Annotated in this window: 17 protein-coding genes; 14 read left to right on the top strand and 3 right to left on the bottom strand. The window is 39.9% G+C overall.

The annotated features are described in order from the left end of the window. Nucleotides 1–113 precede the first annotated feature (113 nt). From ACIQVU_RS10105 to ACIQVU_RS10095, 3 genes are read left to right on the top strand one after another with little or no spacing between them, the layout of a single operon-like run. Entirely contained in the window at nucleotides 114–641 is a 528-nt protein-coding gene (locus ACIQVU_RS10105; protein ID WP_402895303.1) for a Spo0B domain-containing protein, read from the top strand. Between the two features lie 5 nt (nucleotides 642–646). Continuing rightward, nucleotides 647–1,936, top strand: a complete 1,290-nt coding sequence (gene obgE / locus ACIQVU_RS10100; RefSeq protein WP_340806710.1) for a GTPase ObgE — start codon at nucleotides 647–649, stop codon at nucleotides 1,934–1,936. Nucleotides 1,937–1,960: 24 nt separating this feature from the next. Then, entirely contained in the window at nucleotides 1,961–2,416 is a 456-nt protein-coding gene (locus ACIQVU_RS10095; RefSeq protein ID WP_053996302.1) for an ACT domain-containing protein, read from the top strand. Between the two features lie 34 nt (nucleotides 2,417–2,450). Here the strand turns inward: ACIQVU_RS10095 and ACIQVU_RS10090 are convergent, their stop codons facing one another. Next, nucleotides 2,451–2,579 (bottom strand): hypothetical protein, encoded by a 129-nt coding sequence (locus tag ACIQVU_RS10090; protein ID WP_340806708.1) that lies wholly within the window; start codon nucleotides 2,577–2,579, stop codon nucleotides 2,451–2,453. 50 nt (nucleotides 2,580–2,629) lie between these two features. On the opposite strand from ACIQVU_RS10090, the gene pheA reads away from it, so the two are divergent. Continuing rightward, nucleotides 2,630–3,508 carry a prephenate dehydratase gene (pheA, locus tag ACIQVU_RS10085; RefSeq protein ID WP_340806706.1) on the top strand — a complete coding sequence of 293 codons (879 nt, stop codon included), beginning with the start codon at nucleotides 2,630–2,632 and terminating at the stop codon, nucleotides 3,506–3,508. Between the two features lie 22 nt (nucleotides 3,509–3,530). Then, nucleotides 3,531–3,923, top strand: a complete 393-nt coding sequence (locus ACIQVU_RS10080; RefSeq protein ID WP_340806705.1) for a thiol-disulfide oxidoreductase DCC family protein — start codon at nucleotides 3,531–3,533, stop codon at nucleotides 3,921–3,923. A 143-nt stretch (nucleotides 3,924–4,066) separates the two neighbouring features. Here the strand turns inward: ACIQVU_RS10080 and ACIQVU_RS10075 are convergent, their stop codons facing one another. Continuing rightward, a complete protein-coding gene (locus tag ACIQVU_RS10075) occupies nucleotides 4,067–4,606 on the bottom strand; it encodes a transcription repressor NadR (RefSeq protein WP_340806704.1) in 540 nt (179 codons plus the stop codon). Nucleotides 4,607–4,746: 140 nt separating this feature from the next. Here ACIQVU_RS10075 and ACIQVU_RS10070 point away from each other — a divergent pair, with 140 nt between their 5' ends. The 8 genes from ACIQVU_RS10070 (at nucleotide 4,747) to ACIQVU_RS10035 (ending at nucleotide 11,896) form a co-directional block, all read left to right on the top strand. Next, entirely contained in the window at nucleotides 4,747–5,772 is a 1,026-nt protein-coding gene (locus ACIQVU_RS10070) for a LysM peptidoglycan-binding domain-containing protein (protein ID WP_402895297.1), read from the top strand. A gap of 70 nt (nucleotides 5,773–5,842) precedes the next feature. Continuing rightward, nucleotides 5,843–6,640 (top strand): phosphotransferase, encoded by a 798-nt coding sequence (locus ACIQVU_RS10065; protein WP_340806702.1) that lies wholly within the window; start codon nucleotides 5,843–5,845, stop codon nucleotides 6,638–6,640. Nucleotides 6,641–6,747: 107 nt separating this feature from the next. Continuing rightward, on the top strand, nucleotides 6,748–7,368 hold the full coding sequence (gene ruvA / locus ACIQVU_RS10060; protein ID WP_340806701.1) for a Holliday junction branch migration protein RuvA: 621 nt from the start codon (nucleotides 6,748–6,750) through the stop codon (nucleotides 7,366–7,368). Nucleotides 7,369–7,386: 18 nt separating this feature from the next. Further along, a complete protein-coding gene (gene ruvB, locus ACIQVU_RS10055; protein WP_340806700.1) occupies nucleotides 7,387–8,391 on the top strand; it encodes a Holliday junction branch migration DNA helicase RuvB in 1,005 nt (334 codons plus the stop codon). Nucleotides 8,392–8,407: 16 nt separating this feature from the next. After that, nucleotides 8,408–9,448, top strand: coding sequence for a tRNA preQ1(34) S-adenosylmethionine ribosyltransferase-isomerase QueA (gene queA, locus ACIQVU_RS10050; RefSeq protein WP_340806699.1), 1,041 nt, complete (start codon nucleotides 8,408–8,410; stop codon nucleotides 9,446–9,448). 58 nt (nucleotides 9,449–9,506) lie between these two features. Continuing rightward, a complete protein-coding gene (tgt, locus tag ACIQVU_RS10045; RefSeq protein WP_340806697.1) occupies nucleotides 9,507–10,652 on the top strand; it encodes a tRNA guanosine(34) transglycosylase Tgt in 1,146 nt (381 codons plus the stop codon). A 173-nt stretch (nucleotides 10,653–10,825) separates the two neighbouring features. Further along, nucleotides 10,826–11,095: a preprotein translocase subunit YajC gene (gene yajC, locus ACIQVU_RS10040; RefSeq protein ID WP_340806696.1), complete on the top strand. Its 270-nt coding sequence runs from the start codon at nucleotides 10,826–10,828 to the stop codon at nucleotides 11,093–11,095. Between the two features lie 165 nt (nucleotides 11,096–11,260). After that, on the top strand, nucleotides 11,261–11,896 hold the full coding sequence (locus ACIQVU_RS10035; RefSeq protein WP_340806695.1) for a DUF421 domain-containing protein: 636 nt from the start codon (nucleotides 11,261–11,263) through the stop codon (nucleotides 11,894–11,896). Here ACIQVU_RS10035 and ACIQVU_RS10030 read toward each other — a convergent pair. After that, the gene (locus tag ACIQVU_RS10030; RefSeq protein WP_402895291.1) at nucleotides 11,893–13,410 is read right to left on the bottom strand and encodes a putative polysaccharide biosynthesis protein; all 1,518 of its coding nucleotides are present in this window, start codon (nucleotides 13,408–13,410) and stop codon (nucleotides 11,893–11,895) included. The genes ACIQVU_RS10035 and ACIQVU_RS10030 overlap by 4 nt on opposite strands. 93 nt (nucleotides 13,411–13,503) lie before the next feature. Here ACIQVU_RS10030 and ACIQVU_RS10025 point away from each other — a divergent pair, with 93 nt between their 5' ends. Then, nucleotides 13,504–13,815, top strand: coding sequence for a post-transcriptional regulator (locus ACIQVU_RS10025; protein ID WP_340806693.1), 312 nt, complete (start codon nucleotides 13,504–13,506; stop codon nucleotides 13,813–13,815). The last annotated feature ends 37 nt before the right edge of the window (nucleotides 13,816–13,852 follow it).

Raw genomic sequence — 13,852 nt, 5'->3', positions numbered from 1 at the left:
AAAGATTGAGAAAGTTTTGAAGAAAACATTCGTAAAATTCAAAGAAGAATTAAGGGGAAAAATACAATAAAACTTGTTATACTAGTAAGGATAACTTTATTGGAGTGAATGGGATGAACGATCAATCACTAACCGTGAGTGAAGTATTACGTTTTGCAAATCATGACTTTGTGAATCAATTGCAACTGATTCGCATGAATTTAGATTTAGGTAGAATTGATGAATCCAAACAGCTTATTCAACACTATTCAGAGCAATTACGAGTGCTTTCTATCCTAAATCGACTACAATTACCAAAAACAATTGAATGGCTACAAACAGCAGGATGGCGTTATCCTTCATTAGTATGGAAGCTGCATGGTGAGATAAAAAAGCCTGTGACCAATGATATTGATCAGACAGTTGTAGATTATTTAAACAAAACAGTTATGCATGTTTATGATACATTAGATCCATTTACAGAGCAGGTCTTAACGCTTGATATACGTGTTGACGATCATACATTTGCCGTGACATTCACGCTAAATGGGTTATGGAGTGCTGATGCATTCACCGAAAAAGGTTTGACACAATTCGACATTCAAACAATTGAACAGACAAATAGACGCTGGCAATATGTCTTGAGTGCAAATAGGGAGTGAAGTAAATGTTTGTCGATCACGTAAAGATTTATGTAAAAGGTGGCGATGGCGGAGATGGTATGGTGGCCTTTCGCCGAGAAAAATATGTACCAAATGGTGGTCCAGCTGGTGGCGATGGTGGTCACGGTGGAAACGTTGTATTTGAAGTAGATGAAGGCCTACGTACATTAATGGATTTCCGCTACAAACGCCATTTTAAAGCACCTCGTGGTGAGCATGGGATGAGTAAAGGCATGCATGGCAAAAATGCGGAAGATTTAATTATCAAAGTACCACCGGGAACAGTTGTTATTAATGAAGAAACAGAAGCTGTTATTGCCGATTTAGTGGAGCATGGCCAAAGAGCTGTCATTGCAAAAGCAGGACGCGGTGGACGTGGAAATTCAAGGTTTGCAACACCTGCAAATCCAGCGCCAGAACTTTCTGAAAAAGGTGAGCCAGGGCAAGAATTAAATGTTATATTAGAGTTAAAAGTTTTAGCAGATGTAGGGCTAGTAGGTTTCCCAAGTGTTGGTAAATCAACACTTTTATCTGTTGTTTCTGCAGCAAAACCAAAAATTGGTGCATATCACTTTACAACAATTGTACCGAATCTAGGCATGATTGAAACAGATGATCACCGTAGTTTTGCGATGGCAGATTTACCTGGGCTTATTGAAGGGGCGCATCAAGGAGTTGGATTAGGTCATCAGTTTTTACGACATATTGAACGTACACGTGTTATTGTCCATGTGATTGATATGTCAGGAATGGAAGGGCGTGACCCGTATGAAGATTATTTAACAATTAATGAAGAGCTTAAACAATATAATCTTCGTTTAACAGAGCGTCCACAAATTATTGTAGCCAATAAAATGGATATGCCAGATGCAGAAGAAAACTTACTAAAATTCCGCCAAAAGGTAGGAGAAGATGTTCAAATTTTCCCAATCTCAGCGATTTCACGTCAAGGCTTAAAAGAGCTATTATTTGCGATTGCTGATTTACTTGAAGTAACACCTGAATTCCCACTATATGATGATATAGAGGAGCAATCAGAGGCAACGGTTATGTATAAGCATGAGGCAAAAGGCGAGGAATTTGAAATCACTCGTGATGATGATGGGACATTTATCATCAGTGGTTATGCAATTGAACGTCTATTTAAAATGACAGACTTTAGCCGTGAAGATGGCGTTCGTCGTTTTGCACGTCAATTACGTGCAATGGGCGTGGACGAGGCTTTACGTCAACGTGGAGCACAGGATGGCGATACAGTACGCCTACAAGAGTTTGAATTTGAATTTGTCGATTAAGACATGAGTTTTAGGGGGAAGCGTATGAAGAATGTTGCGAATCAGCGATATTATTTAGTTCGTGAAGATGTTTTAACGGATGCAATGCAAAAAACTTTGGAGGCGAAGCACCTACTGTCAAGTGGTTCAGTATCCTCCATTTGGGATGCGGTAAAGCAGGTGGATTTATCGCGAAGTGCGTTTTACAAATATCGTGATGCTGTATTTCCGTTTCATTCAATTGTGCAGGAACGCATTTTAACAGTCTTTTTACAGCTTCAAGACAGAAAAGGAACACTTGCCAAGCTTTTAGAAACGGTGACGATGACACATTGTAATGTATTAACCATCCACCAAACAATCCCTATTCAAGGGCGTGCCAACGTAACATTATCACTAGATGTTACAAGCATGACATGTGAGCTGGATGATTTGATTCAACAACTAAAACGCCTAGACTTTGTGGAATCAGCAGAAGTAATTAGCTCTGGTGCATTATAGTGTTCAATCCTTTTCGTTCTAAGAAACATAAAGGTTATCGCCAGCCTAGATGCTTGCTATTTACTAGACAATCAAGCATATCGATTGGTGAGGAACCAAATATCATAATGGTTATATAAAATAGCTCAAAGAAGGAGCTGTCCTCGTGTGATTGGTCGATCATCAGGGACTGCTCCTTATTTTGTAATAGATGCCATAAAGGAGGCAATTGCCATGATAAAACAACAATGGGAAAATCGAATCGCATATTTAGGACCAGAAGCATCATTTACATATTTAGCTACAAAGGCTATTTTTCCAAATGAGTGGCTTGTACCGTGTGCAACGATTCCAGAATGCATTGAGGCAGTAGCAGAGGGTAAGGTGGATTTAGCGGTCGTACCATTAGAAAATGCCTTAGAGGGCTCTGTGCCGCTTACATTAGATTATTTATTTCATGAGGCAACACTGTATGTAACAGGGGAGTTATTGCTAAAAATCCAGCAACATTTAATGGTTAATAAAGCGCAAAAAGAGCATTGGCAGGCTATAGAGGGTGTTTATTCGCACCCACATGCTTTGGCGCAATGCCATAAATATTTATTTTATCGATTCAGCCATGTACCCTTACACCAAACAACCTCCACAGCAGCCGCGGCAAAATATGTAGCAGAAAATCCACATAGCTGTATCGCCGCAGTAGGCAATGCTGCTGCAGCTGACAAGTACGATCTTGAAATCGTGGAGTCGAATATCCATGATTTCCACTTTAACCATACACGCTTCTTTGTGCTATCAAAGCAAAATAAGCGCTTGCCACAGGAATTATCAGAGGGGCAGCCTAAAACAACATTTATGATTACATTGCCAACGGATCGTTCAGGAGCCCTGCATCAAGTATTATCTGTGTTTGCATGGCGTCAGCTAAATTTAAGTAAAATTGAATCACGTCCGTTGAAAACAGGGCTAGGTGACTATTTCTTTATGGTTGATGTCTTAGCAGATGAAAAAGAGCCAATGATGCGTGGTGCAATGGAGGAGTTAGCGGCACTAGGCTGTAAGGTCAAGTCACTCGGTACATATTTTACGTACGTCACTTCAGATGAGGTATAATAATGACAAGGAGGGGTTTATAATGGGCGGAATTATTTTATTTGATGGCGTTTGTAATTTTTGTGATAGCACTGTTCAATTTATTATGAAGCATGATCAAGCTGGCTATTTTCAATTTGCAGCTTTACAAAGTGATGTCGGCCAAACACTTCTTGAACAATTTCATATACCTAACAATATAGATAGTGTTGTCCTGATTGAAGATGGTAATGTTTATATGGAATCTACAGCGGCTTTAAAAATAGGCAAAAAATTAGATAAAGTATGGCCACTGTATTATTTGTTTATGCCGATACCACAACGAATTCGCGATGCGCTGTATAGACGGTTTGCAAAGCATCGCTATCGTTTATTTGGGCAAAAGCAAGCATGTTTATTACCTACACCTGCACAGCGACAACGATTTCTTTCCTGATACCCGCGGGGAAAAGCGAAATACCCGTGCTTATGAGAGTAATACCCGCGAAGGGGAACGAAATACTCGCGCTTACAGGAGTAATATCCACGAAGAGAAGTGAAATACCCGCATTTACGAATAAACACAGTATGAGCATCAAGTCATACTGTGTTTTCTGTTACTAAATAGCCTTTTTGCTGTAAAGCTTGTTCAATTAATGCTAATACCTCTACAGATGGTGCAGCAATTACATGCAAATGAATGCCCCCCGTAAGAGCAGATAAATAATTTGCCTGTGTTTCATTAACACGCTCAATAAATTGTTTTACCTCATGGCGATTTGCTACCATAATGGAGGCTGTTAGCTCACCATAGATAGGATGTTCAACAGTCACATTTTTAACGGTTCCTCCACAATCGACAATCGTCAGTAATTCATCCTCTGTTTGTTCAGAAGTATGCGAACATGCGAATGTACGCTCAACCGTATGTTGAAATTGTTCCTGCTGCATATAAAGATAGCCTTGGCTTGTGGCAATAATTGGCTCATTCCTAGCTTTTAATAATGTCATATCATTGACAATAACCTGTCTAGAAACATTTGCAAATTTAGCTAGGTCTGTTCCTGTAATAGGTGCTTTACTTTTTTTTAATTGTGCTAGTAATTGCAGTCGGCGTTCTTCGCCTAACATTTTTTTCACATTGCTCACCTCTGCCTATAATACAGGAAATCGCATTCCCTATGAAATAGTGTACCATGAAGCATTTCGAACTTGCTGAAATTTTTGTATCCAAATGCAACATTGAACATATGATACGTAGAGAGGAAGGGAGGAAAAAATTGCGTATTCATATTGTTCAAAAGGGAGATACATTGTGGAAGATTGCGAAGGAGTACGGCATTTCGTTTGAAGATTTGAAGCGGCTCAATGTCCATCTTGCCAACCCAGATTATATTGTTCCAGGTATGGAAATTATTTTGCCTGAAAAAATAAATAAAGAGTCGCAGCGCCATTCACCTAAGGAGATGCCGAAGAAGGAAACACAGGTACCAAAGGAGGCTCCTATTACGAAGGAAGCACCTAAAAAAGAGGTACAGAAGCCAACGCCACCGCCGCCGCCCATTGTGCCACCACCACCAGCTCCAATGCCGATGCCGGAGCCACGTATGATACCAATACCGATACCAATGCCGATGCAAATGCCACAACAGCCAATGTGGGTGCCGCAGCCTGTGGAAATGAATTGGCATCAGCAAGTGGTGATGCCGCAAGTTGAGCAAAATGTTACACCGCCAGTACAAATACAGCCACCGCCGAAACCAGCACCAGTACCACCACCTGTCGCTAAACCAAAGCCAGAACCGCCACCACCGAAGCCACAGCCTCAACCAGCGCCACCGCCACCAGTGCAAATGATGCCACAAATGCCTGCTGTTCCATATTGTCCGAGCTGCCATCAGCCTGTTTATCATCAAATGTGGTGGCAAATGCCAATGCAGCCACAAGTCGAGCCGTATATGATGCCACAGCAGCCAATGCCTTGTGATATGCCAAAGCAAAAGATCGGGGGGATAGATGATTTCTTAGAATCTACACCGTTTTTCCCAAAACATGATACACAGATGCAGCCACAATTTGATATGAATATGGGTCAATCCTGTGGATGTGGTACACAACCGCAACCAATGATGATGCCTGATATGAATATGGGTCAATCCTGTGGATGTGGTACACAACCGCAACCAATGATGATGCCTACTTGGTATATGGACCCTTGTCACTGTCCACCGCCTCCATGCCCGTCAGGTGGTCCTTGGATGCCACCGCATTATTTCCCAGGCGGGATGACGCCTTATCGATGGTGAAAAAGCGTATATTGTTGAAGAAGTAAAGCCAAATATTTGGAAATATAAATATCAATCGAATACTTATTTTGTGAAGCGGGCGAAGCAAGTAGAAATTGCGGAGAAGGTGAGGGCTATCCATCGTCAGCTAGGCTGTATGGAGCCTTCCCTCGTTTTACCAATTGTACAAAGTGATGATGAACAGTTAATTGTGCAAGCATGGCAAGAAGGAAGCCATGGTGCAAACTTTACCTATAAAAAAGATCGCAAGGAAGCTCTTAAGCTCTTAATCACTTTACATGACACACATAAAAAAATTGCTTGGCAGCGAGTGCCAGGCTTGCATACCTACTCACAGCTTTTAAAATGGCAAATGCGCTATATGCGTTTTAAAAGCAGACGCAATGAATTTAGGGCATTTTTAACAAGAGAAGAAATCGATCAAATTTTACATTATAGTGATAAGTCGCTACAGTTGATAGCGATGGAGGATGCACCTGAAAAAGACATCACGCTTTTACATGGAGATGTTGTTCATCATAATTTTTTATGGTGCTCTGATGGACAATTACGCTTAATTGATTTTGATTTAGCGCACCTTGGAGAAGCAGATGATGAATATATTTTATGGCTGCATCGTGTATTGCCAGCTGTGGATTACGATCTTGGTAAGATATTTGCAGAGTTACCAGAGCTGAAACGGCTGGATAAAAGAAAGCTTCATCGTTTGAAATATCCAAATGAGTTATTACGTGAATGGCTGTTTGCTGTGGATTTACCACTCGAGCAGCAGCTAGTATTTTTAGATTATTTAGTGCCATTTACAAAACGCGCTCTCACTTATTGGCCAAAATTGTGGTACGATATTGATAGATTTGTGAAGAAATGACCGTCATTTGGCGGTCATTTTTGTCTGTGAATCTCACTTTTAGCTTTTTGTCGAGCATTCGTTCGCTATATGCTATAATCGAAGACGATGATTGTGAGGGATTTTAAATGTATGATTATTTAAAAGGACAAATTACCCGTATTACACCTGAATATATTGTACTTGAACAGCAGGGCATTGGCTGGCAGCTTAATACACCTAATCCATTTGCCTTTCGACTATCAGCACTTGAGCAACAAATATATGTCCATTTGCATGTACGTGAGGATGCACAAATATTATATGGTTTTCCAAACTTAGACCAGCGTGAACTATTCCGTAAGCTGATTTTAGTGTCAGGTATAGGGCCAAAAGGGGCGCTAGCTATTTTAGCTACTGGCAATCCACAGCAGGTAATTAGTGCAATTGAGCGTGAGGATGAAACATTTTTAGTGAAGTTCCCGGGCGTCGGGAAAAAAACAGCGCGCCAAATGATCCTCGATTTAAAAGGCAAGCTAGGTGCTTTATTGGAAACAATAGAGCTACCAAGTACAGAAGAAGAGCTACCACTATTTGGCGTTCATCCAAATAAGCATGAGCTAGAGGAAGCAATACTGGCATTACTGGCACTTGGATATTCTGAAAAAGAGCTTGAAAAAATTCGTCCGCAGCTTGAAGATAATGACAAGCTAGAAACAACAGATGCGTATATGAAGCAAGCATTGCAACTGCTATTAAAATTAAAGTAAGGAAAGGAGGGGAGGTGCATGTCTGAACGGATAATGGCTGGTGAGGCAGGAAGCTATGATGAGCAGTTTGAATTATCATTACGTCCCCAAAGGCTGTCACAATATATTGGACAGCATAAAGTAAAGGAAAATTTGCAAATATTTATTGAAGCCGCAAAGCTTCGTCAGGAAAGTTTAGACCATGTGCTGCTATATGGACCTCCAGGGCTTGGTAAAACAACCTTAGCCGCCGTTATTGCGAATGAGATGAATGTCAATGTACGTATGACAAGTGGTCCTGCGATTGAGCGTCCCGGAGATTTAGCAGCTATTTTAAGCTCATTAGAGCCTGGGGACGTCCTATTTATTGATGAAATTCATCGACTTCCCCGTGCTATTGAGGAAGTTTTATATCCAGCAATGGAAGACTTCTGTTTAGATATTGTTGTTGGGAAAGGGCCTGAAGCACGTTCCGTTCGCCTTGATTTACCTCCCTTTACACTTGTAGGTGCGACAACAAGAGCTGGTGCTTTATCAGCTCCTTTACGGGATCGCTTTGGTGTATTGCTACGCTTGGAATATTATGATGATCGTTCATTGGCTGAAATTGTTGTACGCAGTGCCCATTTATTTGATGTGGAGATTGAAGCAGTAGCGGCAATGGAAATGGCAAGACGTTCACGTGGGACACCGCGCATTGCTAATCGTTTATTAAAGCGAGTGCGGGATTATGCACAAGTGCTTGGAGATGGTATGATAACGGAGGGTCTTGCGAAGCAGGCATTAGAGCTATTACAAGTCGATCCTAGAGGGCTTGATCATATTGACCATAAGCTTGTTACAAATATGATTGAACGCTTTCAGGGAGGTCCTGTGGGCTTAGATACACTCGCTGCATCAATTGGTGAGGAGCGGGTGACAATAGAGGATGTATATGAGCCGTATTTAATGCAAATAGGGTTTATCCAGCGTACACCAAGAGGAAGAGTGGCAACACATTTAGCCTACGAACATTTTGGATATGACTATCCACAACAAACATAAAAAAGGAAGTTTTTTCATGCGTGTAGAAGATTTTGATTTTATATTACCAGAGGAGCTTATTGCTCAAACACCATTAGTGGATCGAACAGCGAGTCGATTAATGGTTGTAACACCAGGCACTAAGCAAGTGGAGCATCACCGTTTTGCCCATATTTTAGAGGAACTACATGCTGGTGACTGTCTTGTATTAAATGATACAAAGGTTTTACCAGCGCGTTTAATGGGTGTCAAAGAAGAAACAGGGGCACATATAGAAGTATTACTGTTAAAGCAGTTAGCTGGTACAGATGAATGGGAAACACTTGTTAAACCAGCAAAGCGTGTTAAAGTAGGTACGGTCATTACATTTGGCGATGGTTTATTAACCGCTACTTGTACAGGCGAGCTTGAGCATGGTGGTCGTACATTTATGTTTCACTATGACGGCATCTTTTATGAAATATTGGAACAGCTTGGCGAAATGCCGTTACCACCATATATTCGTGAGAAGCTAGAGGACAGGGATCGCTATCAAACGGTTTATGCCAAAGAGCGTGGTTCAGCCGCAGCACCAACAGCAGGGCTACATTTTACAGAGGAACTATTAGCACAAGTGAAGGCAAAAGGGGTAGAGGTTGTCTTTATTACATTGCATGTTGGATTAGGCACTTTCCGTCCTGTTAGTGTGGATTCGATTGAAAATCATGAAATGCATGCCGAATTTTATAGTGTAACGGAGGAAGCAGCAGCTACCATTAACCGAGTAAAACAGAATGGCGGCAAGGTGATTGCTGTTGGGACAACCTCTACACGAACATTAGAAACAATTGGCTCTAAATATCATGGTGAAGTGCGAGCAGAGCAGGGATGGACATCTATTTTTATTTATCCAGGCTATCGCTTTACAGTAGTGGATGGCTTAATTACAAACTTCCATTTACCAAAATCAACGCTTGTGATGCTTGTTAGTACACTAGCTACAAGAGAAACCATTTTAAGTGCCTATCAGCAAGCGGTAGAGCAAAGATATCGCTTCTTTAGCTTTGGCGATGCGATGTTTATTCGCCCAACACGATAATTTTACGATAAAATCGAAGTACTGTTTTTACTTTAGATAAGAGAGGATTTTTTAGTTTATGACACAACCAGCAATTCGATATGAGCTACTTCATACTTGTAAACAAACAGGAGCGCGCCTTGGCATTGTGCATACTCCACACGGCTCCTTTGAAACACCTGCATTTATGCCAGTAGGTACGCAAGCAACGGTGAAAACAATGTCACCTGAGGAACTAAAGGAAATGAATGCGGGCATTATTTTATCCAACACCTATCATTTATGGCTTCGTCCGGGTAATGATATTGTCAAGGAAGCAGGCGGACTGCATAAATTCATGAATTGGGATCGTCCAATTTTAACAGACTCAGGTGGTTTCCAAGTGTTCTCACTTAGCCAATTCCGAAAAATTGAAGAGGAAGGCGTTCACTTCCGCAACCATCTAAACGGTGATAAATTATTTTTAAGCCCAGAGAAGGCAATGGAAATTCAAAATGATCTAGGCTCTGATATTATGATGGCATTTGATGAATGCCCGCCATATCCTGCGACATATGACTATATGCTACAATCCGTAGATCGTACAACACGCTGGGCAAAACGCTGTAAGGAAGCACATCAGCGACCTGAGGAGCAAGGTTTATTTGGGATTATTCAAGGCGGTGAGTATGAGGACTTACGCCGACGTTCTGCCGAAGCCTTAGTAGAGTTAGATTTCCCGGGCTATGCGATTGGTGGGCTATCGGTTGGTGAGCCAAAAGATGTGATGAACCGTGTGTTAGAGTTTACTACGCCAATGATGCCTGAAAATAAACCACGCTATTTAATGGGTGTAGGTTCACCGGATTCATTAATTGATGGGGCTATTCGCGGGATTGATATGTTTGACTGTGTACTACCAACACGTATTGCGCGCAATGGTACATTGATGACATCTGAAGGGCGTCTTGTAGTGAAAAATGCTAAATATGCCCGCGATTTTGGACCAATTGATCCAAACTGTGATTGCTATACATGCAAAAACTATTCACGTGCCTATATTCGTCATTTGATTCGCACGGAAGAAACATTTGGTATCCGTTTAACATCGTATCATAACCTCCACTTCCTATTAAAACTCATGGAGCAAGTACGTGAGGCAATACGCCAAGATCGCCTAGGTGATTTCCGAGAAGAATTTTTCGAGAAATATGGCTTTAATGGACCAAACGCAAAAAACTTTTAATTGTATAGTAAGTCGTACAAATCTTTGTAAAAAGTGAATATTTCTAGCAAAATATTGTCAATCATAGAAATAATATTAGCAATATAGAAAATTTTTGTGCTTGTCCATCGCTTTTTATTAGTGGAATAGTCTATACTAAAAAAGTGATATGTGGAAAGGGGGCAAGAAGCATTATGGATCAACTATTAGGGCTAGCACCAATACTATTAATGTTCGTTGCTATGTGGTTTATCTTAATTCGTCCAGCTAAAAAAAGACAGCAGGAAACGCAAAATATGCAAAATAGCTTGCAGCGTGGAGATAAAGTCATTACAATCGGTGGTCTACACGGTGTTATTGATGCAATCGAGGACACAGCAGTGACATTAAAAATCGCTGAAAATGTGCGTGTTAAGTTTGACCGTCAAGCAATTGGACGTATTGTAAACGATAGCGTGAAGTAAATAAAAGAAAAAGACTTACAATGGGCAAATGCTTAATTGTAAGTCTTTTTTATGTGTGAATAGTTAAACGTAGCTAGTATATGTAAATAGTGCTTATATTTTCGTGCAGTCGTTTTGTATAAAAAACAAATAGGAAGGTCACCTTGATAGTATGGAGGTGTTTCGATGGAAGAATATTTCCATATTATTTTTAGAACTTGTTTTTTATATGTTTTTATTATTATTGTTTTTCGCTTAATGGGTAAACGAGAAGTAGGCGAATTATCCGTGATTGATTTAGTTGTCTTTGTTTTAATTGCAGAGGTAGCTGCATTTGCATTGGACGATTATAAAAATCCTTTATTGAAAGCGATACTGCCCATTATTCTGCTATTAGTGATTCAAATATTAAGTGCCTATTTATCCTTAAAGTTTAAGAAAATACGTGATTTAGTAGACGGTGATCCAGCATTATTGGTGAAAGACGGTATGATTTTAGAAAGTGAAATGCGTAAACATCGTTATAATCTCGATGATTTATGTCAGCAACTCCGAGAAAATGGTATTGCATCAATCACAGATGTGGCATTTGCCTATTTGGAACCTTCTGGTAATCTTTCTGTTTATAAAAAAGATGAAAAACCTTTTATTTACCCATTAATTATTGATGGCGATATCCAAGAAAGACATTTATTAACAATGCATAAGGATGAGGAATGGTTAATGGCTGAGCTTGCTAAAAATAATATTACAGATAGCAGTGGTGTATTTTTTTGCATTTGGGAGGACGGTCGATTGCATATTCAGTTAAAAGAATCTTAAACCTTTTTTGCTAATTTACGGATATAGCGGAAATCGGTCATGCGCAATTGATTGGTAAATAATAAAAATGTAAATAGTAAAAACAATGTCACGCAGCTACTTAGTATAAAAGGTAGAGAAAATATTGGCAGTAAAAAATACTGCACTACACAAACCGCGATAAAGCAGCTATACGGCACAACAAACATTCGAAAGCCTGCTCGCAAATTTTTTCGTTGTCTGACTGTTGCGATATGCAAGAAAGACGTCAACAAAACACCAAAGCCAATTGCTACAACAGCGCCTTTTTCCTGTATGCCTGGTTGAGAGGCTAGTACAAACATCACAAATAGCTTACCTAGTCCACCATAGATGGAATTCATCATGGCAGCTCTTGCCTCACCAATTGCTTGTAGGATGGAATGCAACGGGCTTTGAATATAATAAAAATAAAAAATAGGTGCTAAAATTTTCACATAACCACGATTTTCTTCTAAATGGAAAAGCTTCATCGCCAATTCATCACCATGTACAAAAAAATAGGTAGCAGCAACACAGCCTACTAAAGAAGATAAGCGTAAGGAAACCGAAATACGCTCTTGTAGTAATGGAATATGTTGACGGGCAACTGCATCACTCACAGCGGGAATAAGAACAATGGATAATGCTGTTGATACAAAAGCAGGAAATAATAATAATGGCACTAAAACACCTGAAATAACACCATATAAAATAGTGGCAGCAGATGCTGTTAAGCCAGCTACTGTTAAAGCCTTTAAAAAGATAATTGGCTCTAAAAACCAAGTGAAAGAACCAAATAGCTTACTACCTGCTGATGGCAGGGCAATACGTAGCATAGGGGATGCTGGATAACTTTCAATTTTTGTTTTACGTGTTAGTAATTTCTTCTTTGACACAATATAATGTAGCCCTAAATAAAGGAATGCAACTACTTCTGCAAGAAGCGTAATACCCATTGCAGCAGCAGCCGTAACAGCTGCATTATTATAGTTTGCCACATAAGGAAGCATGAATGTAATAAAGCTAATACGTACAACCTGCTCAATCATTTGTGCCCAAGCTGTTGGTGTAATTTTCGCTACACCTTGTAAATAAGCACGCAATAAACCGGAGCCTACAGACACAGGTACAGCAAAGAGTGCAATCCATAGTGTAAATGTGGTATGTTCATTATGTAAAAGTGTTGTTGAAATATATGGTATTGCTAGTGCTACAAGGGGCATAAAAATAATCATGCCAATAAATGACCAAATAATGGCTGTACGCATAACACCAAAGATGCTATCACGTTTATTTTTTGCGAGTAATTCAGCTACAATTTTTGCTACAGCAATCGGTAGCCCTAATTGAATGAGTGAGATAAAGAAAATAAATGCTGGATAGACGGTCATATAAATGCCGACAGCCTCTTCACCAGCAATCCGCATAAACTGCATTCTATAAAAGAAGCCAAAAAGTTTCGATAAAAAAATCACAAACATTAAAAATAATGTACCTCGTACAAAAGAACTCATGCCATCCGTCCCTTCTCAAGCCGCAAAAATTCATTTACACTATTTGTATGCAAGCATGTCTTACGTTACGACTTTGATTGGAGATGATTCAAAATGAGTATGCAACATCAGCAACTATTTGAACAAATTCGTCCGGCAATTGATAGTAAGATAGCAGAGTTCAAGCATTTTCAATATGATGCGATTACGGCTGAGGAACTTTGGCGTTATTGTGTGGAGAAAAAGTGGCGTAAAAAAAATGTAGAGCAACTGCGTTTACATGAGGTAATTGCTACCATTTTTGCAGTATCACCATCTGATATTGTGTCATTTAATCAAGTAGAGCTTTTACAAAGTGATAACTGGTTTGAGGAAGTAAATACAGAGGAATTAAAAATGCTGCTTGGCCCAGCAAAAATATCATAAAAAGGTGTTAAATTTTTCAAGAAATTAAAGAATGATA

It is taken from the genome of Lysinibacillus sp. NPDC098008 (assembly GCF_044760715.1).
Classification (GTDB): domain Bacteria; phylum Bacillota; class Bacilli; order Bacillales_A; family Planococcaceae; genus Lysinibacillus.
The sequence above is the reverse complement of the archived record's forward strand: the minus strand, read 5'-3'. Positions and strand labels throughout refer to the sequence as shown.